17 protein-coding genes and 3 pseudogenes are annotated in these 18,758 nt (G+C 69.8%); 6 read left to right on the top strand and 14 right to left on the bottom strand.

The window, feature by feature from the left end:
• Positions 1–90: 90 nt before the first annotated feature.
• A pseudogene (locus AC5Y43_RS11660) lies at positions 91–1,202 on the bottom strand (ABC transporter substrate-binding protein).
• A 10-nt stretch (positions 1,203–1,212) separates the two neighbouring features.
• Positions 1,213–1,998 carry a spirocyclase AveC family protein gene (locus tag AC5Y43_RS11655; RefSeq protein ID WP_499972468.1) on the bottom strand — a complete coding sequence of 262 codons (786 nt, stop codon included), beginning with the start codon at positions 1,996–1,998 and terminating at the stop codon, positions 1,213–1,215.
• A gap of 173 nt (positions 1,999–2,171) precedes the next feature.
• On the opposite strand from AC5Y43_RS11655, the gene AC5Y43_RS11650 reads away from it, so the two are divergent.
• Both AC5Y43_RS11650 and AC5Y43_RS11645 read left to right on the top strand, forming a co-directional pair.
• Complete coding sequence (locus tag AC5Y43_RS11650) at positions 2,172–2,822, top strand: TetR/AcrR family transcriptional regulator (protein WP_499972467.1); 651 nt, start codon at positions 2,172–2,174, stop codon at positions 2,820–2,822.
• A gap of 13 nt (positions 2,823–2,835) precedes the next feature.
• The gene (locus AC5Y43_RS11645; protein WP_499972465.1) at positions 2,836–4,023 is read left to right on the top strand and encodes a cytochrome P450; all 1,188 of its coding nucleotides are present in this window, start codon (positions 2,836–2,838) and stop codon (positions 4,021–4,023) included.
• A gap of 75 nt (positions 4,024–4,098) precedes the next feature.
• Here AC5Y43_RS11645 and AC5Y43_RS11640 read toward each other — a convergent pair whose 3' ends face one another.
• The 5 genes from AC5Y43_RS11640 to AC5Y43_RS11620 are packed head-to-tail and all read right to left on the bottom strand — an operon-like array spanning position 4,099 to position 9,285.
• Complete coding sequence (locus tag AC5Y43_RS11640) at positions 4,099–5,088, bottom strand: alpha/beta fold hydrolase (protein ID WP_499972463.1); 990 nt, start codon at positions 5,086–5,088, stop codon at positions 4,099–4,101.
• Between the two features lie 20 nt (positions 5,089–5,108).
• The gene (locus AC5Y43_RS11635) at positions 5,109–6,119 is read right to left on the bottom strand and encodes a zinc-dependent alcohol dehydrogenase (RefSeq protein ID WP_499972461.1); all 1,011 of its coding nucleotides are present in this window, start codon (positions 6,117–6,119) and stop codon (positions 5,109–5,111) included.
• A complete protein-coding gene (locus AC5Y43_RS11630) occupies positions 6,116–7,291 on the bottom strand; it encodes a sulfotransferase family protein (protein ID WP_499972459.1) in 1,176 nt (391 codons plus the stop codon). The genes AC5Y43_RS11635 and AC5Y43_RS11630 overlap by 4 nt, the downstream gene beginning before the upstream one ends.
• Positions 7,292–7,294: 3 nt before the next feature.
• A complete protein-coding gene (locus AC5Y43_RS11625; RefSeq protein ID WP_499972457.1) occupies positions 7,295–8,044 on the bottom strand; it encodes an SDR family NAD(P)-dependent oxidoreductase in 750 nt (249 codons plus the stop codon).
• On the bottom strand, positions 8,041–9,285 hold the full coding sequence (locus AC5Y43_RS11620) for an alkyl sulfatase dimerization domain-containing protein (protein WP_499972455.1): 1,245 nt from the start codon (positions 9,283–9,285) through the stop codon (positions 8,041–8,043). Before AC5Y43_RS11620 ends, AC5Y43_RS11625 begins: the two co-directional genes overlap by 4 nt.
• 42 nt (positions 9,286–9,327) lie before the next feature.
• Here AC5Y43_RS11620 and AC5Y43_RS11615 point away from each other — a divergent pair, with 42 nt between their 5' ends.
• Positions 9,328–10,098, top strand: coding sequence for an SDR family NAD(P)-dependent oxidoreductase (locus tag AC5Y43_RS11615; RefSeq protein WP_499972453.1), 771 nt, complete (start codon positions 9,328–9,330; stop codon positions 10,096–10,098).
• Positions 10,098–10,724, top strand: a complete 627-nt coding sequence (locus AC5Y43_RS11610) for a TetR/AcrR family transcriptional regulator (RefSeq protein WP_499972450.1) — start codon at positions 10,098–10,100, stop codon at positions 10,722–10,724. Before AC5Y43_RS11615 ends, AC5Y43_RS11610 begins: the two co-directional genes overlap by 1 nt.
• Before the next feature lie 18 nt (positions 10,725–10,742).
• Here the strand turns inward: AC5Y43_RS11610 and AC5Y43_RS11605 are convergent, their stop codons facing one another.
• The 3 genes and pseudogenes from AC5Y43_RS11605 to AC5Y43_RS11595 all read right to left on the bottom strand — a co-directional run bounded on the left by AC5Y43_RS11605 (position 10,743) and on the right by AC5Y43_RS11595 (position 12,586).
• Positions 10,743–11,258: a lipoprotein LpqH gene (locus tag AC5Y43_RS11605; protein ID WP_499972449.1), complete on the bottom strand. Its 516-nt coding sequence runs from the start codon at positions 11,256–11,258 to the stop codon at positions 10,743–10,745.
• 56 nt (positions 11,259–11,314) lie between these two features.
• Positions 11,315–11,802: pseudogene (locus AC5Y43_RS11600) on the bottom strand (hypothetical protein).
• Between the two features lie 4 nt (positions 11,803–11,806).
• On the bottom strand, positions 11,807–12,586 hold the full coding sequence (locus AC5Y43_RS11595) for an SDR family NAD(P)-dependent oxidoreductase (RefSeq protein WP_499972447.1): 780 nt from the start codon (positions 12,584–12,586) through the stop codon (positions 11,807–11,809).
• Positions 12,587–12,621: 35 nt separating this feature from the next.
• On the opposite strand from AC5Y43_RS11595, the gene AC5Y43_RS11590 reads away from it, so the two are divergent.
• Positions 12,622–13,446: a 5'-methylthioadenosine/S-adenosylhomocysteine nucleosidase family protein gene (locus AC5Y43_RS11590; RefSeq protein ID WP_499972445.1), complete on the top strand. Its 825-nt coding sequence runs from the start codon at positions 12,622–12,624 to the stop codon at positions 13,444–13,446.
• A gap of 18 nt (positions 13,447–13,464) precedes the next feature.
• Here AC5Y43_RS11590 and AC5Y43_RS11585 read toward each other — a convergent pair.
• Positions 13,465–14,295 (bottom strand): annotated as a pseudogene (locus tag AC5Y43_RS11585) (sulfurtransferase).
• A 220-nt stretch (positions 14,296–14,515) separates the two neighbouring features.
• Here AC5Y43_RS11585 and AC5Y43_RS11580 point away from each other — a divergent pair.
• Positions 14,516–14,842 carry a DUF732 domain-containing protein gene (locus tag AC5Y43_RS11580; protein ID WP_499972444.1) on the top strand — a complete coding sequence of 109 codons (327 nt, stop codon included), beginning with the start codon at positions 14,516–14,518 and terminating at the stop codon, positions 14,840–14,842.
• A gap of 5 nt (positions 14,843–14,847) precedes the next feature.
• Here AC5Y43_RS11580 and AC5Y43_RS11575 read toward each other — a convergent pair whose 3' ends face one another.
• From AC5Y43_RS11575 to AC5Y43_RS11565, 3 genes are read right to left on the bottom strand one after another with little or no spacing between them, the layout of a single operon-like run.
• The gene (locus AC5Y43_RS11575) at positions 14,848–16,356 is read right to left on the bottom strand and encodes an FAD-dependent monooxygenase (RefSeq protein ID WP_499972441.1); all 1,509 of its coding nucleotides are present in this window, start codon (positions 16,354–16,356) and stop codon (positions 14,848–14,850) included.
• Positions 16,349–16,981, bottom strand: a complete 633-nt coding sequence (locus AC5Y43_RS11570; RefSeq protein WP_499972439.1) for a TetR/AcrR family transcriptional regulator — start codon at positions 16,979–16,981, stop codon at positions 16,349–16,351. The genes AC5Y43_RS11575 and AC5Y43_RS11570 overlap by 8 nt, the downstream gene beginning before the upstream one ends.
• A 55-nt stretch (positions 16,982–17,036) precedes the next feature.
• Positions 17,037–18,632, bottom strand: a complete 1,596-nt coding sequence (locus AC5Y43_RS11565) for a Na+/H+ antiporter (RefSeq protein ID WP_499972437.1) — start codon at positions 18,630–18,632, stop codon at positions 17,037–17,039.
• Positions 18,633–18,758 lie beyond the last annotated feature (126 nt).

Genomic DNA, 18,758 nt, shown 5'->3' with positions numbered 1-18,758 from the left:
CTTCTCCAACTCGACATCACATGCGACATCAGTTTGCGGCGCGCATCATGCCGCCCGTTCTGGGTGCGGAAGTGGGCGGTGTGACTATCGCTACTCGACGCCGAAGCGGTCGACGAGATGGGAGTTGACGCCGTCGGCGTCGAGCCGGCGCGCCACCAGATAGCCCGCGCCCATCCACGCCCGGCGGGTCCAGTTGCCGAATGACACGCGCGTCCCGGGCGCGCCGGACGCGGCGGGCAGCATCTTGACGCGCTCGAGCGCCTCCTTCACCCCGCGCGGGCTGAGCGGGTGCGCGTCGGCCAGCGCCCGCAGCAACGTCCACGCGACGTCCCGATTGACCACGGGCACACACCATTCCGGGCGCCGGCCGTAGGCCTTGTTGTACTCGTCGAGGAAGTTCTGGCCGACCATGTTGCCCTCGTCGTACTGGTCGACGCCGGTCCAGCCCATGAAGGCGTTCCACATGATGGGGTTGAGCCAGGCGTTCTGGAAGGCGGTGCCGCAGAATCGGGGCGGGTCCCAGCCCAGGGCCTCCAGCGCGGGGTTGACGAACACGATTCCGAACCCGACCCGCAGTGCACGATGGCCTGCGCCTTCGCGTCGTGCAGCGCGGTGACGGCGGCGGTCACGTCGGCGGCGGTCTGCGCGATGGTGGCCTCCGCGACGATGCGAATGCCCTTGCGCTTGCAGGCTTCCCGGAAGTGCTTGAGGTAGGTCTCGCCGACCACCGACTGCTCCATGAGGACCCCGACCTCGGTGTGCCCGCCCTTGGCCAGCAGGTCCGACCAGAAGATCGGCTCGTCGGTGTGCGAACCCATCGGAAACGCGAACAGCCATTCACCCAGCGCGACATCGGATCCCGTCACGCTGATGCAGGGAACCTTGAAGCGCTCCTCGATCGCCTCGCGGGCCGGGATCGTGTTGTCGGCGATGTTCGGGCCGAAGACGGCCAGGCAGCCCTCGTCGCACAGCTCGCCGTAGGCGTCGATGACCGCCTTGACCGAACCCTTGGGCAGGCCCTCGACCTCGCGGTAGATGATCTCGATCGGCCGGTCGATCAGCCCCTGCTCGACGCCCTGGGCGAAGACGAGATCGAACGGCTTCGTCAGGTCCTCGAAGTACGCCTTGGGGAAACCCTCGGGCAGCAAAAAGTCCATCAGGTAACCGATTTTGATCGGCTCGGCGGTGCTCTCGTAGCTCACGCGCTCTCCGTTACTTGGGCTGGTTCGGCACGCCGGGGTACAGCTGCTCCGTCGGGCCCGCGGTCACGTAGCCGCCCAGCTTGGTAATCAGGTGTGGTGCAAATACCGCGCCGTACACCAGGTGGCCGATGGCGATGACGGCCACGACCGACAGCGCCGCCGACTGCCCCCGGGTCTTCGATCGCTTGTCGGCCCACATGTCGATGACGTTTCGTCCTTCGGCATCCGTGCGCCCGAGCAGATAGGTGAAAAGCATCATCTGGATGCCCATGGCCAACGAGTCGTACAGCGGGTACTGGTGCTTGGTGCCCTCGAAGATCGCGAGGCCGGGAATCACGTAGCCGTAGTAGAAGTTGCCGAGCTGCGCCCCGGTGTACCCGTTGAAGAACAACGCCCAGCAGAAACCGACGACGAGGCCGACGACTAGCAGGGTAATCGGCCTGCGCCAGTTGAACTTTGCGCTCAGCCATCGCCCCAGGGCGGCCGCGGTCACCGCGGGAATGATGAAGTAGGAGACGTAGCCGATCGGCACAGCCAGCGGCAACCCGCCCCAGGTCACGTTCAGCGGCCACCAGGACGGCATGCGGGGGAGGCCGGGCGGAAACTGCGCGTACATCGCCCAGTCATACGGTGACTCGATCCAGGAGAACGAGATCGCCGAAATGCCGAGCAACAACAGCGGGTGGATGCGGCGGCGCCGGTAGCTCAGCAAGATCCCCGCGATCAGGAACGCGATGCTCGCGGCGTAGGAAAAGTACTGCGCCCCGGCCATCACCGGCGTCATCTGGGTGCTCACTGGCGGCCCTCGTCGCTCGGCGCGCGCCGCGCCTCGGGATCGAAGCGCAGCACCAGCCCGAATATCAGGACGATCAATCCGAACAGCGTGCCCAGCATGATGACGGCGCCCACGGTCGCACCCCTTCCGATCGGAGTTCGAATCTGTAGATAGTGGATGCTATCTTAAAAGTCGTGCCCCAGCGAGCCGCCCCCGCCGAGTCGAGCGAGCCGGCGACGCGCCGCGCCCGCGGCGCCCCGCGCAAGCTGCTGCTGGACACCGCCCGGGCCCGGTTCGCGCGGCAGGACTATCGCAGCACGACGACGCGGGAAATCGCCCAGGCCGCGGGCGTCACCGAGCACCTGTTGTTCCGCCACTTCGGCTCGAAGGCGGCGCTGTTCCGTGAGGCGCTCGTGCTGCCGTTCACCGACTTCGTCGAGGAGTTCGGCCAGACGTGGCGGGCGGTCGTACCCGAGGAGACCGACGAGGAGGAGCTGGCGCGCCGCTTCGTCGGGCAGCTCTACGACGTGTTCGTCGAACATCAGGGCCTGCTGTTGACGCTGATGGCCTCCGAGGCCCTCAGCGAGGAGGAGAAGGCCGACGCGGGCATCGCCGAGATCCGCCAGGCGATCACGGCGCTCGGCCAGATCAGCGCCGAGGGCATGCATCTGCGCGGGCTGCGCTCGGATCACCCTGACCTGCCGGCACATTCGACGGTGGCCATGATCGCCGGCATGGCCGCCCTGCGCTCGACGTACTTCGGCACGAAGCCGCCGCCGCGGGAGACCATCGTCGACGAACTCGTCCAGGCCATCCTGCACGGCTTCCTGCACCGGAACGGTTGAAAGGTAACGAAGAATGACCAGTGCGATCGAGTTGTACTACGACCCGTTCGACGTCGAGATCGACGACGATCCGTATCCCGTGTGGAAGCGGATGCGCGAAGAGGCGCCGCTGTATTACAACGAGAAGTACAACTTCTTCGCGCTGAGCCGCTACGAGGACGTGGCGCGCGAGCTGCCGAACTGGGAGACCTACCGGTCCGGACGCGGGACCACCGCCGACATCCTGTTCAACAACCTGGAGGTGCCGCCGGGCATCCTGCTGTTCGAGGATCCGCCGCTGCACGACCTGCACCGCCGCCTGCTGTCGCGCGTGTTCACGCCCCGGCGCATGTTGGCCGTCGAGGATCTGGTGCGGGGATTCTGTGTGCGCGAACTGGATCCGTTGGTCGGGGCGGGCGGGTTCGATTTCATCGCCGACCTCGGGGCGATGATGCCGATGCGCACCATCGGCTACCTGTTGGGCATCCCCGAGGCCGACCAAGAGGCCATCCGGGATCGCAACCAGTCGTTCATCGAGAGCCGCGACCCCGGCGAGGTCACCCAGAAGGTGTTCGAGGATTCCATCATCATGTTCGCCGAGTACATCGAGTGGCGCGCCAACCATCCGTCCGACGACCTGATGACCGAGTTGCTGCGCGCCGAGATCGACGAAGCCGACGGCACGCGGCGCCCGCTGTCGCGCACCGAGGTGCTGGCCTACACCGCGATGATCGCCGGCGCCGGCAACGAAACCACCGCCCGGCTCATCGGTTTCATGGGCCAGCTGCTGTCGGATCACCCGGACCAGCGCCGCGAGCTCGTCGCCGATCCGTCGCTGATCCCCGGCGCGGTCGAGGAGACGCTGCGCTACGAGCCCCCGTCGCCGGTGCAGGCGCGCTACGTGGCCCGCGACGCCGAGCACTACGGCCGCGCCGTGCCCGAGGGCTCATTCATGTTGCTGCTCAACGGTTCCGCCAACCGCGACCCGCGCCAGTTCGCGGACCCGGACCGCTTCGACATCCACCGCCAGGGCAGCCACCTCAGCTTCGGGCAGGGCGTGCACTTCTGCCTCGGCTCGGCGCTGGCGCGCATGGAGGCCCGGGTGGCGTTCGAGGAGGTGCTCAAGCGTTGGCCCGACTGGGAGGTCGACTACGCCAACGCCGAGCGCGCGCACACCGCCAGCGTGCGCGGTTGGGCGCGCCTGCCGGTCGTCACGCGATGACGTTCTCGACGCGCGAATGTGCGGCCAGCCGCACATTCGAACTCGACCGTGCGGCCAGCAGCACGCTCGCGGCGGTCAGGAGGCGCTTGCGTCCACCAGGACGGCGCCGTCGGGCCGGTTGCCGAGCGTCTGCAGCGCGAGGTCCTCGCCCCCGGCGGTGAGGCGCACGATCTGGGCCAACTGCGCGGGCGCGTCGCACTGCAGGTAGTGGTCGGCGCCGGGCACCACCCAGTAGCGGTTGCGGCCCGGCTTGTTCTTCAAATAGGTGTGCCAGACAAAGTTGGGGACCCGCAGCGGCGAAACGTTGTCGTGGATGCCCCACACCACCGTGGTGTCGACGTTGCTCGCGGAAAGCGCCTCCAGCCAACCGGTTTCGTCGGCGGCGCGTTCGTTGAGGTATTGGATCGTGTCCGGCAGCACGCGGATCCCGTCGTTGTGCGCGAAGCACTTGGCCAGCGCGGCGATCTCGGGGTCCTCGAGCGTGCGGCGCGGCATGAAGGTGCTGAACCCGAGGCCGGCCGCGAGCGTTTCGGGCGTCGTCGCGGCCGCGGTGTCGCGCCCGGTGGCGGGATCGAGCAGCGCGGTCTGGAAGACCGTCAGATTCGACAGTGGGAGATAGATGTTGGCGTTGGTCAGGAACAGATCGACCGGCGCGGCGGGAGGATCTTGGGCGGCCAGCATCTCGAGCGCGATCATGGCCACGCTGCTGCCGCGGTCGTGGGCGAGCATCCGGAATTCGGGCAGCTGCCACACCTGGGTGATCGCGTAGACCAGCAGCCGCGCATCGTCGTAGAGCGAGTAGACGTGCGGCGCGGGCGGCTTGTCGGACAACCCGTACCCGGGAAAGTCCAGCGCGTAGATGTCGAAATCGGCGCCCAGCTCGCGGGTCAGGGCGAAGTAGTCGATGCTCGACGTCGGAAATCCGTGCACCAGCACCAGGGCGGGTGCCCCGGAGGTGCCGCGCCGGCGGGTGAACACCGACAGTTCGCGGCCCTCGTTGGCGGCCGTCGTCGAGCGCCAGCGCAGCTCGGTGCCGCGGTTTTGCCACTCCGCGAAGATGTCCAAGCTGCCAGCATAGACGCGCGTCAGGGAAACGTGACGACGACCTTGTCGGCGGCGCCGGGCGTGCTCGCCAATTCGAGTGCGGCGTCGAGGTTCTCGAACGGGACGGTGTGGCTGACGATCAGCGCGTAGCGCTCCCAGTTCTCCACCAGATCCGCGGTGACCTCGAAGATCTCGTCGGGGTAGCCCATGCAGCCGACGATGTTGATCTCGTTGCTCATCACGTTGACCAGCTCGACGGGCACCGGCTCCTTGTGGACACCGACGATGCCCAGCGTGGCCCCCTTCTTCGCGGCGGCCAGCGCGGTGTTGACGACGGCGGACGCGCCCGCGGCGTCGAGGTAGATGTCGGTGCCCGCCTTGCCGGGAAACATGCTTTCGCCCTCGCCGTGCAATTCGATGAGGCGCTTCACGACGTCCTCGTCGGCGGCGTTGACGACGGCGTCGGCGCCGATCAGCAGCGCCTTCGACAGCCGCGCCTGCACCAGGTCGGCGACCACGACGTGGCTGACGCCAAGGGATTTGAAGGCCAGCACCGCGCCGAGGCCGACCGGGCCGGCGCCGAACACGACGACCTTGTCCGACGGTTTGGGACTGCAGCGGTTGACCCCGTGGCGGCCGACGGCCATCGGCTCGTTGAGCGCGGCGACTTCCCACGGGATGTGGTCGGGGATGACCTCCAAGCTCGTTCCGCGCACGGCGTTCTCGATCAGCAGGTACTCGGCGAGCCCGCCGGTGGCGCCGCCGTTGCCGATGATGCCGCTGGGGGCGGTCATGGGGTTGACGACGACGTGATCGCCGACGGTGATGCCGGTGACGTCGTCGCCGACCTCGACGACCTCCCCGGCGGGCTCGTGGCCGAGCGGCATGTGCCCCTGGCGCGGCGGGACCCCGCCGATCGTGATGTAGAACGCGTCGGACCCGCAGATGCCGCAGGCGCGCATCGCGACGAGGACGTCGCGCGGGCCGACCCGCGGGCGGTCGGCCTCGACGACGTCGGTCTTGCCCGGGCCCGTCACCATTGCCGCCTTCATGGCGTTCCTTCCAGTTCGATGTCGAAGGTATCGAGGTATTCGGCGAAGATCGGCTCGAGCTGTTGCACGGTCAGCCCGTACTGGTCGAGGCTGTACGCGTTGAGGGCGAACCGGTCCTGCGGATGCCCGGCGAGCCAATCCCGCATGCGCGCTTCGGTTTCCGCGGTCAGCGGCTGGTCGGCCCATTCGTAGATGCGACGCATCACGTCCATCGGGTCGCGCATCATCTCGTGGTAGTACATGTGGAAGAAGCGGTCGTCGCCGATGCGGTCGCGCGCCCGCAGCGGCCGCTCGACGTGGTATCGCATCTGCGCCATGGCGTTGCGGCCCAGGGCATTCGGATCGACGGCGTCGGGGTGCAGCACCATCCCCTTGGGCAGCTTCCACAGGTTGCACAGCGAGCCGGTCGCCTTGTAGGGGTCGCGATGCGCCCACACCAGCCGGGCGTCGGGGAAGACCTTGAGCAGCGCGTCGATGTGCACCGAATGCGACGGCATCTTCAGGCTCCACGCGCCCGGCGCGGTGGACTGCAGCACCTGCAGGTAGCGCTTCTGGTACTCGTAGGTGCTGGTCATGTCGGTCTCGTGGAACAGCCACTCGGCATATCGCGGGGTCGACAGGAACGAGTCCCAGGACAGGCCCTTGAAGTCCTGGTTGTGGATGAACATGTCCTCGGTGGGGCCGTCGGCGTCTTCCCAGTGCGGCAGCGCGACTTTCGCCTGCGTGACCATGTCGAGGATCTTGCGCTGCTCCTCGAGCAGGGCCAGGCACCGCGGGTCGGTGCGCAGCGTCTCGGTGGGGGCCGGCGGGATCGGGTCGACGCACTGCCAGTGCAAAAGCGAGCGGCGGCCCGGGTCCTGGTCGAGCAGGTAGCTGATGACCGTGGTGCCGGTGCGGGGCATGCCGAGCACGAACAGGGGCCGCTCGACGGGTGCGTCGAGGACCTCGGGGTGGGCCTGGATGTAGGCGTGCACCTGCAGCCGGCGGCCCAGCGCGTCGGTGGCGTCGGTGAGGATGCGTTCGCGGCCGAACGGCGTGAACGCCGGCGAGTCGTTGACGTCGTCGAGGATGAGCTGCAGGCCCTCGCGCCACGAATCGGAGTCGACCTCGCTGAGCCCGGTGCGCTGCGCGGCCAGCTTGAAGACGTCGTCGGGGGTGCTGATCGAGTCCATGGTTTAGACCGTCAGGTATCCGCCGTCGACGGCGATGGTGCTGCCGGTGATGTACGAGGCGGCGTCGGTACACAGGAACAGCGTCGCGCCCGCGCAGTCCTGGGGTGTCCCGGGCCGGCCGAGTGGGGTGTGGAAGCCGATCTCGACGTCCATCACCTCGGGAATCCCCATGGCGGGGTGCGTCATTCGGGTGTCGATCAGCCCGGGCGCGATCGCGTTGACCCGGATCCCGTCGTCGGCCCAGCGGCGCGAGAGGTTCATCGTCAGCGCGAGCAGGCCCATCTTCGACGAGGCGTAGCCGGGCACGAACACCGCCGACCGGAAGGCCGACATCGACACGACGCTGACGACGCTGGCCCCGCCGGGCGCCTCGCTCGCCTTCAGGCGCTCGTGGCAGCGCATGGTCAGCCGCATCGGGCCGAACATGTTCTGGGCCACCGACGCGACGTAGCCGTCCGGGTCGTATTCGTCGCCCGCGGGATAGGGCCCGCCGGCGTTGTTGACCAGGATGTCCAGTGCGCCCAGGGATTCCACCAGGGCGTCGACGGAGTCGGGCTCCTGGATCTGACACTGCTGATAGGTGAACGCGGCCAGGTCTGTGTCGGTGTAGTCCGCGGCCGCCACGCGGGTGCCGGTCACCGTGACCGCGGCGCCGGCCTTGGCGAACTCGGCGGCGATCGCGTTGCCGATGCCGCTGGTGCCGCCGGTCACCAGCACGTTGGCGCCGGTGAAGTCGAAGCTGACGGTGTTCATTCGCGCGCCCTCAATTCGTCGATGTTCCTGGTGAGCCAGGCCTTTTCCCAAAAGTTTTCGGTGTCGCCGAGCAGCGCCTCGTGGGCGTCGGCGGCGACCGCGCGCGCCGCGGCATGGCCGGGCCGCGCGGCCAGGATCAGGTCGGTCAGGTGTATCGCCTGCACCGCCCGCCCGGCGGCGGCGTGGGTGCGCGCGGCATCGACGAGCGCGTCGGGGCCGGCGGCCTCGACCACGTCGGCGGCGACGGAATCCGGTGCCACCCCGTAGAGCTCGGTCGTGGAGCGGTGCCGGAACCAGCCGGTGTACATCTCCCAGATCGCGCGCACGTTCCACGAGGTCTTGCCGTAGCCCTCGCCGATGTCGAGGTGTTCGGGCACCGCGACCTCGCGCATGGCGGTGTGCAGGTCGGCACCGGAGTTCATCAGCTCGAGGGTGCGCTCGTGCACGGCCTGCATGGCGTCGCGCATGGCGGTGACCTCCTCGGCGATGCGGTCGGCGCCCTCGATGGGGTCGAAGTGGCCGGTGATCAGCCGGCGCGGCCCGTATTCCAGCACGGTGTTCAGCGACTCGATGTAGAGCACGGGGTCGCGATAGCGGTCGCCGCGAATGGTCATCAGGTTCGGCACGTGCCCGAACAGCGGGCCGAACAGGTTGCCGCTGAACAGGATCCGGTCCTCGGGCAGCCACACCACCAGCGCGTCGGTGGTCTCGCCGCCGGGCGTCCACGCCAGCTCGAAGGTGCGCCCGCCGATCGTCAGCTCGTGCCGCTGGTCGAACGTGGTGGTCGGCTCGGGGAAGGAGAAGTCGATGGTGGCGGGGTCGAGGGTCTCGAAGTGCTCGAGCATGGCGTCGGAGAACTTCTGGAACGCGAACGACGTTTTGGGCACGCGATAGCCCATCAGGCGTTGGTTGTCGTCGCGCCAGTACCGGTAGTTGCGGTGCATGATCACTTCGGTGTCGTCGTCGCGCAGCGAGTGCACCCCGCCCCAGTGATCGGCGTGGCCCTGGGTGACGACGATGGCGCGCGTCGGCCCGGGCACGTCGGCAAATGCCTTGCGGTGCAACGGGCCTTCGAACACCAGCCCGCTGTTGACGATGACCCTCCCGTCGCCGGTGCCGACCGCGTACGCGTTGGAGACGCCCGGCGACATCCAGACGTCGTCGCCCAGCGGCAGCGCGGGGGTGTCGGACGCCGCCGCGAGATCCTCGGCGCCCGGGCGCTCCCGATGAATTCCGGCCATGACTGGCGATCCTCTACAGTTCTAGAGGTAAAGTCAACAACCATGACGTTGCGGGGTTTGACGGACAAGGTCGCGGTCGTGGTCGGCGGCGCGACGGGCATCGGCGCGGCGACGGCCGCGCGGCTCGGCGAGGAGGGCTGCCGGGTGGTCGTCGGCGACATCGCCGCCGAGGCGGCGCGCCAGACCGCCGAGCGCATCACCGCGGCGGGCGGGACGGCGACCCACGTCGCCTTCGACCTGGCGGATCCCGGGTCGGTCGCCGACCTGATGCGCGCCGCCGCCGACGGCTACGGCGGCGTCGACCTGCTGTTCAACGTCGGCGCCGACATGAGCACGATCCGGTCGGACACCGACGTGGTCGACATCGCTTTCGACGTGTGGGATCGCGTGATGGCGGTGAGCCTGCGTGGGTATGTGGCGGCGATGAAGTACGCGATCCCGTCGATGCTGGGCCGCGGCGGCGGGGCGATCGTCAACATGTCCTCGGCCGCCGCGTTCCAGGGCGAGCCCGCGCGGCCTGCCTATGCCACCGCGAAGGCCGGAATCGGCGCGCTCACCCGGCATGTCGCGTCCCGGTGGGGCAAGGAGAACATCCGGTGCAACGCGGTCGCGCCGGGGTTCACCGCGACCGAGGCGATTCGGTCGGTGCCGCAGTGGCCGGACCTGGAAGCCGGTGCGCTGAAACGGATACGCGGGACCCGGGTGGGGGAGCCCACCGACATCGCGTCGCTGGTCGCGTTTTTGCTGTCGGAGGAAGGCTTCTGGATCAACGGGCAGGTCATCAACATCGACGGCGGGACCGTCCTGCGCTGATGGCCGGCAGCACACCACGCAAACGCGACGGCGACGAACGCCGCCGGGCGCTGTGTGACGCGGCGATCCGGGTGCTGGCCGAGCACGGGTCTCGCGGGCTGACCCACGGGCGGGTCGACCGCGACGCGGACGTCCCCGACGGCACCACGTCGTACTACTACCGCACCCGCGAGGCGCTGCTGCGCGGTGTCGGCAAGCGCGTCGCCGAGATCGACATCGCCAACCTGAAGTCGGTGATCGACCGGCCGCTCGACCCGCAGTCGCCGTTCGCGCACCTGGCGGAGCTGACCATGATGCAGGCCGACGGGCCCGGGCTGATGCTGAACCGGGCGCGCCACGAACTGCTCCTGGGCGCCGCGCGGGACCCCGGCCTCGCCGAGACGTCACAGGGGTTCGTCGCGCGGATCAACGCGATGGCCCGCGAGGCCGTCGCCCACCTGCAGCCCGACACCGACGACCCCGCGCTGCTCGACGCGCAGACCACGGCCGTCACGACGTTCATCGCGGGCGTGTTCGCGCGGCTGGCCGCCGGGGACCGCACGATCGGCGACGCCGGGCAGTTCGCGAGGCTGCTGCAGGCCGTCGTGGTCGCGGTGGGCGCTGGCTTTGCATCGGACGTCACATAGCAAGTGCCGCAGCGGGTCTCACGGACAGGTCACGTGAATCCCGAACGTCACCGGGTGCACGTCGCCCTGATTCGGTGACACGCCGTCACCCGTCCCGGTCACCGTGTAACTGTTGCCGTCCTTGGCGGCGTGGACCTGTGTCGCGGACTGCGGAATTTGAAAGGGCACGTGATACTGCCCGGATGCCGCCTTGAGCGAGAAGCCGAAGCCGTCGACGGTGGGCGGCTGTTCGTCCGACAGCGTCAGTGACACCGAGGCCGAGTCGTCGCGCACGGTGATGCGGGTGGTCAGGGTTCCCGACTCGGGCGGGTTCGCGTCGGCCTGCGCGGCCGAGCGCTGGCAGTCGACCTTGGTCGTGATGGTGTGCTTGTCGCCGCCCGCCATCACGGTCGTGGCCGGCGGGGGCGCGCTCGAACTCGTGGCGGACGGCGCCTGAGCGCTGTGGCCGGAGCAGGCCGGCAGACCGGCCCCGCACACGAGCACGCCGAGCCCGGCGGCGGCGCGAAAAACCCGCCGCCGGCATGAATAGGCCATCACGTTCCCCCTCTGCCCCCTTGCCAGAGCACCACGAGGACTATAGAGCCCGGGTGTCAGCGCCATGCCTCCCAGCTGACCATGCTGGGCAACGGCCCGGCGAACGCGGGCCGCACCGCGCCCGAGCGCCACCGCTCCTCGATGAGCGGAGCCAGGGCTGCGGCTCCGCGGACACCAGCGCGTGCGGCGCGGCGTGGCACTGTAGCAGGCGCAGCCCGGCCACCTGCAGCGACGGCCGGGTGACGGGGAAGCGGCCGTTCTCGCGCAGCGTGCGGCCGAGCGCGACGAAGTCGTCGAAGGTTTGCTCGACGGGGTCGCCGACCAGGTAGTGCACCGCGTTGCCGACCTGCCCCAGCGGCCCGTCGGCCGCCAGGCGGTGATCGGGATAGTCGCCGTCGGCGATCCAGCGCGGCCCGTGCACGATGCCGGGCAGCTGGTATTGCTCGGGCATGTGGTCCAGCAGGTGCCAGCGCAGGTAGCCGTCGTCGCCCCCGAGCGGGGTGGGGGCGGTGAGGCTGAAAAAGCCTGCCTTGACTCGGTTCACGCGCTCAGCCCTGCATGTACCCGCCGGCGTCGACGGGTATCGATTGGCCGGTGATGGTGCGGCTCTCGTCGCCGGCCAGGAACAGCGCCAGGTTGGCGACGTCGTCCGGTGACGAAACGTCCTGCAAGGGCACGGCTTTGAGCGTGCGTTCGCGCACGGCGGCGACGTCGACGCCCTGCTCGTCGGCGGTGCGTTGCATCCAGTTGCGCCACAGGTCGGTGTCGATGACGCCCGGCACGATGCAGTTGCACCGGATGCCGTGCGGGCCGACCTCTAGCGCAACGGCTTTGGTGAACGCCCGCAGCGACGCCTTGGCGGTGACGTAGTGGGTCTTGCGGACCATCCCGGTGTAGCCGACGGTCGAGGAGAAGTTCAGGATCACCCCTTGCCGGCGTTGCAGCATCGACTGGTTGAGCACCTCGCGGGTGCACAGCATCGCCGCCGTGACGTCGATGGCGAGGGTGGAGTTCCAGTTGTCCAGCGTCTGTTCCCAGATCCAGCGGTCCCGCCCGGGCGCGGCGGCGTTGTTGCACAGGATGTCGACGTGACCGAATTCGTCGACCGCCCGTGCCACCATGGCAGCCACGTCGTCCTCGTCGGTGACGTCGGCGCGCATCGCGATGGCGCCGGGCCCCGCCGCTGCCGCGGCCTCGCGGACCAGCTCTTCGCGCCTCGCGGCCAGCAGCACCCGGGCGCCCTCGGCGACGAACAGCTTGCCCATCACCGGCCCGAGGCCGGTGCTCGCCCCGGTGATGATCGCGACCTTGCCGTCGAGCCTGTGCACGCGTCGACACTAGCGATAGGCGAAAATCTGATCTCATGCCAGCCCGTCAGCGGCGCACGCTGGTGCTGTCCGCGTTCCCGGCCGAGGCGGACGCGGTGCTCTCGCACACCGCGCTCGACCCCGATCCGGTGGTGGTGGCCGACCGCCGGCACTTCTACCTCGGCTCGATCGGCGGCGCGAAGGTGATCGTGGCGATGACCGGCATCGGCCTGGTCAACGCGACCGAGACGGCCCGGACCGCGTTCTCCTCGCCGTTTTCGATTGGGGCCGTGGTGTTCTCGGGTGTCGCGGGCGGCGGGGCGGGCCTCAACATCGCCGACGTCGCCGTACCGGCCCGATGGACCTCCGACGGCGGCGCGACCTTCCGCCCAGTCGATCCCGGGATGCTGGCCGCGGCCCGGGAGCTTACGGTCGACCCGAAGCGCCGCACGCGGCTGGTGGTCGGCGGCGACGGGTGCAGCGCGGACAACCACAACGGCCGGGCGTTCCCGTGCATCCCGAACGGCGGCGACGTGTTCGGGTGCCAGCCCCGCCGCGCGCCGGACCGCTCGCTCTTCTACACCGGCAACTTCTTCCGGGACGTGGGGCCGTGGCTGCGCCACTCGTTGCTTTCCAACGCCAACATCGCCTTGACGGGGGACCCGGCCTTCGACGCGACCGACAACGAAACCACCGCGGTGCAGGCCGTCGCCGACGCGCACGCGACCCCATTCCTGGGGATCCGCGGCATCTCGGACGGCGCCGGCGACCCGCTGCACCTGCCGGGCTTCCCGTTCCAGTTCTTCCGTTACAAGCGGGTCGCGGCCGCCAACGCCGCCCGGGTGACCGTGGCATTCCTGCGTAGCTGGGCCGGTGCCTGAATGGGCTTGGGGCGCAGGTCAGTTCGGGCCGCGGGCGACCGGACGGGCCGGATCCGAACACCACTCCGACCACGACCCCGGGTACAGCGCGGCCTCGCGGCCCGCGGCGGCCAGCGCGGCGATCGTGATGGCCGCGGTGACGCCCGAGCCGCAATAGACACCCACGGCACCGTCGGGCACTAGCTGCCCGAGCGTGTCGTTGCCGGCAAACGTGCCGTCGCCCGACAGCACCGCGCCGCTGGGAAGGTTTGCGGCGCCGGGGATGTGGCCGGCGACGGGGTCGAGGGGTTCGACGTCACCGCGGAATCGCTCGGGTGCGCGCGCGTCGAGCAGCGCGACGCCGCCGACCTGCTCGGCGGTCAGCGTGGGCAGGGCCCCGGCGTACAGGTCGTCGTGGGGCACGCTCACGTCGCCCGGCGGTGGGTCGACGGGGCCGGTCTCGAGGGCGCGGCCGGTCGCGCGCCAGGCGGGCAGGCCGCCGTCGAGGATGCGCACGTCCGGCAGCCCGGCCGCGGTGAGCACCCACCAGGCGCGCGCCGAGCCGGCCCGGTTCCAGTCGTCCTAGACGACGATCGCGTCGCCCTGCCGGATGCCCCAGCGCCGTGCGGCGGCCTGGAGGCTGGGGCCGGACGGCAGCGGATGGCGGCCGCGGCCGGCGACGCCGTGGTCGCTGAGGTCGTCCTCGAGCGAGACGTACACCGCGCCCGGCAGGTGGCCCGTCAGGTGGGCCGCCCAGCCGTCGGGCTCGTCGAGGCGCCAGCGCACGTCGAGGATCGCCGGCGGGCGGCCGGCATCGATGAGGGCGGCCAACTCGGTGACCGTGATCAGCACCCGCTCCCGTGCCCCCAACTGCGCACCCCCTGGGCGTAAACGCGATCGAAAATGAAGGTGAACTTCATGTTGCCCGGGCGAGCCACGCCGCGCACCCGATTTAAACTCGATGAGAATTAAAACATGAACTGCGGATTGAACTTTGGGTTTCGGCAGGCCCCGCGGAGGAGGGGCCGTTGACCACCGGTGCGCTACCGCGCAACGATCGATCCAGTCGAACATCGGAAGTGATGGGGGCATGAAAAAGAAGATCTCCGCGTACGCATTCGGCACGCTGCTGGCCGTGATGGTGGTGCCTACCGGGACCGCGCACGCCGACCAGACCGACCAGGACTTCACCAACTACCTGACCGCGCACGGCATCAGCCTCGGTTCCGCCCAGGCGGTGAACATGGCGCGCGTGATGTGTCAGGACCTCGAGGCGGGCTACAGCCAGAAAGACGAGGTCGACCAGCTGACCGGGGCGGGCCACCTGTCGCAGGCGCAGGCCGAGACCTTCATCGGCGCGGCCACCGCGGACTACTGCCCGGGCAAGCACAGTGGGGCCAAGCCGGCCGGCAAGTAGGGGACTTACGGGCCCGCCTCGGGCCCGGCCCAGCGGTGCAGCGCCGCTCGCAGGCCCGCCTCGGCACCGGCCGCCCAGGCGACGTACCCGTCGGGCCGGATGAGCAGGGCCGCGGCGGGTCGGTCGGCGGCGGTCGCGGTGACGATGTCGACCCGGTCGGCCCATCCGCGCGCCGCGGCGCCGAACCCACCATCGAGGTCGAGCAGCACGAAGCGGGCGTCGTGCAGCAGCTCGGCGACGCGGCGGCCGTCGTCGAGGGTCAGCTCGGGTACCGGCCACCCGGACACCGGGTGGTCGTCGCCGACGTCGTAGCGCACGTCGTTGCCGGCCAGCAGCCGCGCCATGTGCTGCGCGGCGTCGGGAATGGCGAACAGCTCGCCCAAAAGTATTCGCAGCGCGGCGACTTCGGGTCCCGGTGACATCAGCGCGATCTGGGCCTGCGAGTGCATCATGACGCGCTCGCCCACGGGGTGGCGCTCGGATTCGTAGGTGTCGAGCAATCTGGGCGGTGCCCAGCCGTCGAGGTGGGCGGCGAGCTTCCAGCCGAGGTTCATCGCGTCCTGCAGGCCCAGGTTCAGGCCGGGCCCGCCGATGGCGCTGTGCACGTGGGCGGCGTCGCCGAGCAGCAGCACCCGTTGGGCGCGGTAGTGCGCCGCGTGGCGGGTGTTCTGCCCGTTGATCCGGCGCAGGGCATGTGGCCCAGGGCCTTTGGGCTCCTCGAGGGGGACGTCAACGCCGAGCACGCGGCGCGCGCTGTCGCGCAGCTCGCCCAGGCTCATCGGGACGTCCTCGACCGGCGGGCCGAACTCGAAGGTGCCGAACAGCGGCCGGCCCGCCTCGAACTCGGCGAATATCACCCCGCCGCCATCGAAGCGATTGTGGCCGAACCCGATCCGGCCGAATCCCGGGATGTCGATGCCGCCGTCGGTGCGGCGCAGCTCGTCGGGGATGTGTACGTGGGCGAGCCGGCCCACGAAATCGGAGGTGGTGCCGGGGAAGTCGATGCCCACGGTCTTGCGGACCAGGCTGCGCCCGCCGTCGGCACCCACCAAATGGCCGGCTTCAATGACGTATTCGCGCTCGGGCGAACGCACCGTCACCGCAACGGATTCCGGATCCTGCCAAAGGTCGACGAGTTCGTGGCCCCAGCGCAGGTCGACCCCGAGGTCGCGGGCGCGCTTCTCCAGCAGCCGCACCAGGCGGGGTTGCTGCATGGGCATCGCGTACATCGGGTTGTCGGGCATCCCCGCGAAGTTGAGCGTCATCGCCGCGAATATCCAGCCGCCCGCGGGCCGGGGCGGATTGATGTCGCCGGTGAACTCCCGGTACAGGCCGCGCATGTCCAACATCCGAACCACCTGCCCGACAAGGCCGTTGGCCTTGGGCTCGGAGCTGGGGCCGGGCAGGGCGTCGAGCACGACGGGCCGGATCCCGGCCAGGGCGAGCTCGCAGGCCAGCATCAGCCCGTTGGGTCCGGCGCCGGCGATGACGATGTCGGCGTGTTCGTCAGCCATGGCGCACCGCCTTGGATGTCGGTTCCGGAAGGCCCGCGCTCACGGCGGCGAAGCCGTCGCGGATCAGGTCGGTGATCGCCACCGGCGGGTCCGCGTTCCCGTAGGCGTCGGCCGCCGCGTCGCCGACGGCGCGCACCACCGCGACGACCAGCCGCGGGTACAGGTCGCGATCGGGGTCGGTGCCGGTGCGCTCGGCGATCACTTCGAGCCACTCGTCGAACACCCGCTGCGGCAACGCGTTTCGAACCAGCGGATTCATCAGCAGCTTGCGGACCTCGACGAGCTCCTGGCGCGTCGGCACCCGATTCTCCGCGCCGTAGACGTCGCCGAAATCGGCCTCGAGGGTTTCGACCACGACGTGGCTGATCGACGTCCACAGCGGCTCGTCGGCCGGGCGTTGCCGCAAGGCGGCGACGCTGCGGCGCATGCGTTCGGTCTGCCGGTAGGCGACCGCCTCGTACTTGCCGGCGAAGTAGTTGTTGAAGGTGCGCAGCGAGACGCCGGCCAGGTTGGCGATCTCGTCGCGCGTCACGTTTTCCAGCCCCCGCTCGAAGGCCAGGCTCAGCGCGGCGTCGCTGAGCGCGCGCCGGGTGTCGGCCTTCTTGCGTTCGCGCAGCCCCGTCATGGGCACCACCGTACGTGAAAAATGCACGGTGGGTAATATTGCCTGGCGGGCAGGTTCAGGTCTCGTCGTCGGCGGCGTTGAGCAGCTGCACTTCCTCGAGGTCCATCTCAGTTTGCAGCTCGCGCAGCACGATGTCGTCGATCAGGTTCTGGTTGCGCAGGGCGGTGATCTCGCGGCGCTTGCGATCGAGCACGCCCAGCCGCACCCGCCGCACCTTCTCCCTGCCCTTGAACAGACGGGCCTGCGTCGACGCGTCCTCGGTGGCCAGCACCAGCGCCGCCTTCTCCTCGTATTCCTTTTGCAACCGCCGGCGCAGGTCGTCGCCGACGCCGACCTCGTCGGCCACCGCCGGTAGCGCCTCCAGGGCCGCCTGCGAGCCGCGGGTGCGGGCCAGCTGCAGCTCCTCGGCGTGGCTGGTGTCGTCGGGCATCCGGGCCCAGCGGACCACGGCCGGCAGCGTGGTGCCCTGCACCAGCACGGTCACCAGGATGACGACGACGACGATGAAGATCAGCAGGTTGCGGTCGGGGAACGGCGCGCCGCTGAGCGTCGTCGCGGGCACGGCCAGCGCCGCGGCCAGCGACACGGCGCCGCGGAATCCCGCCCAGGCGGTGACGAAACGCTGGCGCAGGCTGACGCGGCGCTCGCGCTGCACCGCGCGGCGGTCGAGCAGGCGAATCAGCACGGTGGTGGCTTCGCCCCACACGATGCGCGACGCGATCACGACGCCGGTGATGGCCAGCGCGAGGTAGGCGGCGTGGCGCAGTCCGCCGCCGACGTTGGCGATGCCGTGTATCGCGCCGGGGATCTGGACGCCGACGAACACCCACAGCGAGCCGTTGATGAGGAACGTCGCGATGTCCCAGAAGCCGAAGGCGGCCAGGCGCGACGGGGCGCGGATCACCACCGGCCCGGCGTAGGCGAGCACCAGCGCCGAGACCATGACCGCGACCACGCCGCTGCAATGCACGGCCTCGGCCAACAGGAACGCCGCGAACGGGGTCAGCAGGCTGAGCGCGCCTTCCTCCTGCGGCGCGTCGAGGCGTTTGCGCACCAGGGTGGCCAGGAGGCCGACGACCAGCCCGGCGGTGATGCCGCCGACGTACGAGAGGGCGAACCGGCCGGCGATCTGCGGTGGGCTGATCGCCGCCCCGCCGATCGCGACCTGGACGCTGAGCGCGAACAGGACCAGCGCAGTGCCGTCGTTGATGAGGCTCTCGGCCTTGAGCACGGTCAGCGAGCGTCGCGGCAGTTTTTTGGCGAGGCCGGCCACGGCGGCGGCGTCGGTGGGGGACAGCACCGCGCCCAGCACGCCCGCCGCGTGCGGGTCCATGCCCAGCGCCCGCGCCGTCCACGACACCGCCGCGGCGGTCGCGATGACCAGGACGACGCTGAGGAACACGATGATGCGCGCGTTGGCTCGGATCTCGCGGAAGCTGGTGTTCAGGCCCTCCCAGTACAGGATTGCGGGCAGGAACAGCAGCAGCACGACCTCGCCGTCGACGTGCACGTGGCCGAAGTGGGGGATCAGGCCCAGCAGCGCGCCGAGCACGATGAGCAGCACCGGAGGACCCACGCGATAGCGGCGGCCGATGACCGTCCCCACAATGACGGTGGACACCAGCGCGACGATCAGGACGAGGCCAAACACGGGTCAATCCTGCCGGATCGGGTTGGCTTGCGCCGCAGCGGCGCCCGCCGAGGCCGCCGCTTGACGTTGACTCTGCGCCCAGGGCGCGAAAGTGCGAGTGGGGCGCACCCTCAGCGCAGAGTCAGC

The organism is Mycobacterium sp. NGS57 (genome assembly GCF_059812405.1).
The sequence above is the reverse complement of the archived record's forward strand: the minus strand, read 5'-3'. Positions and strand labels throughout refer to the sequence as shown.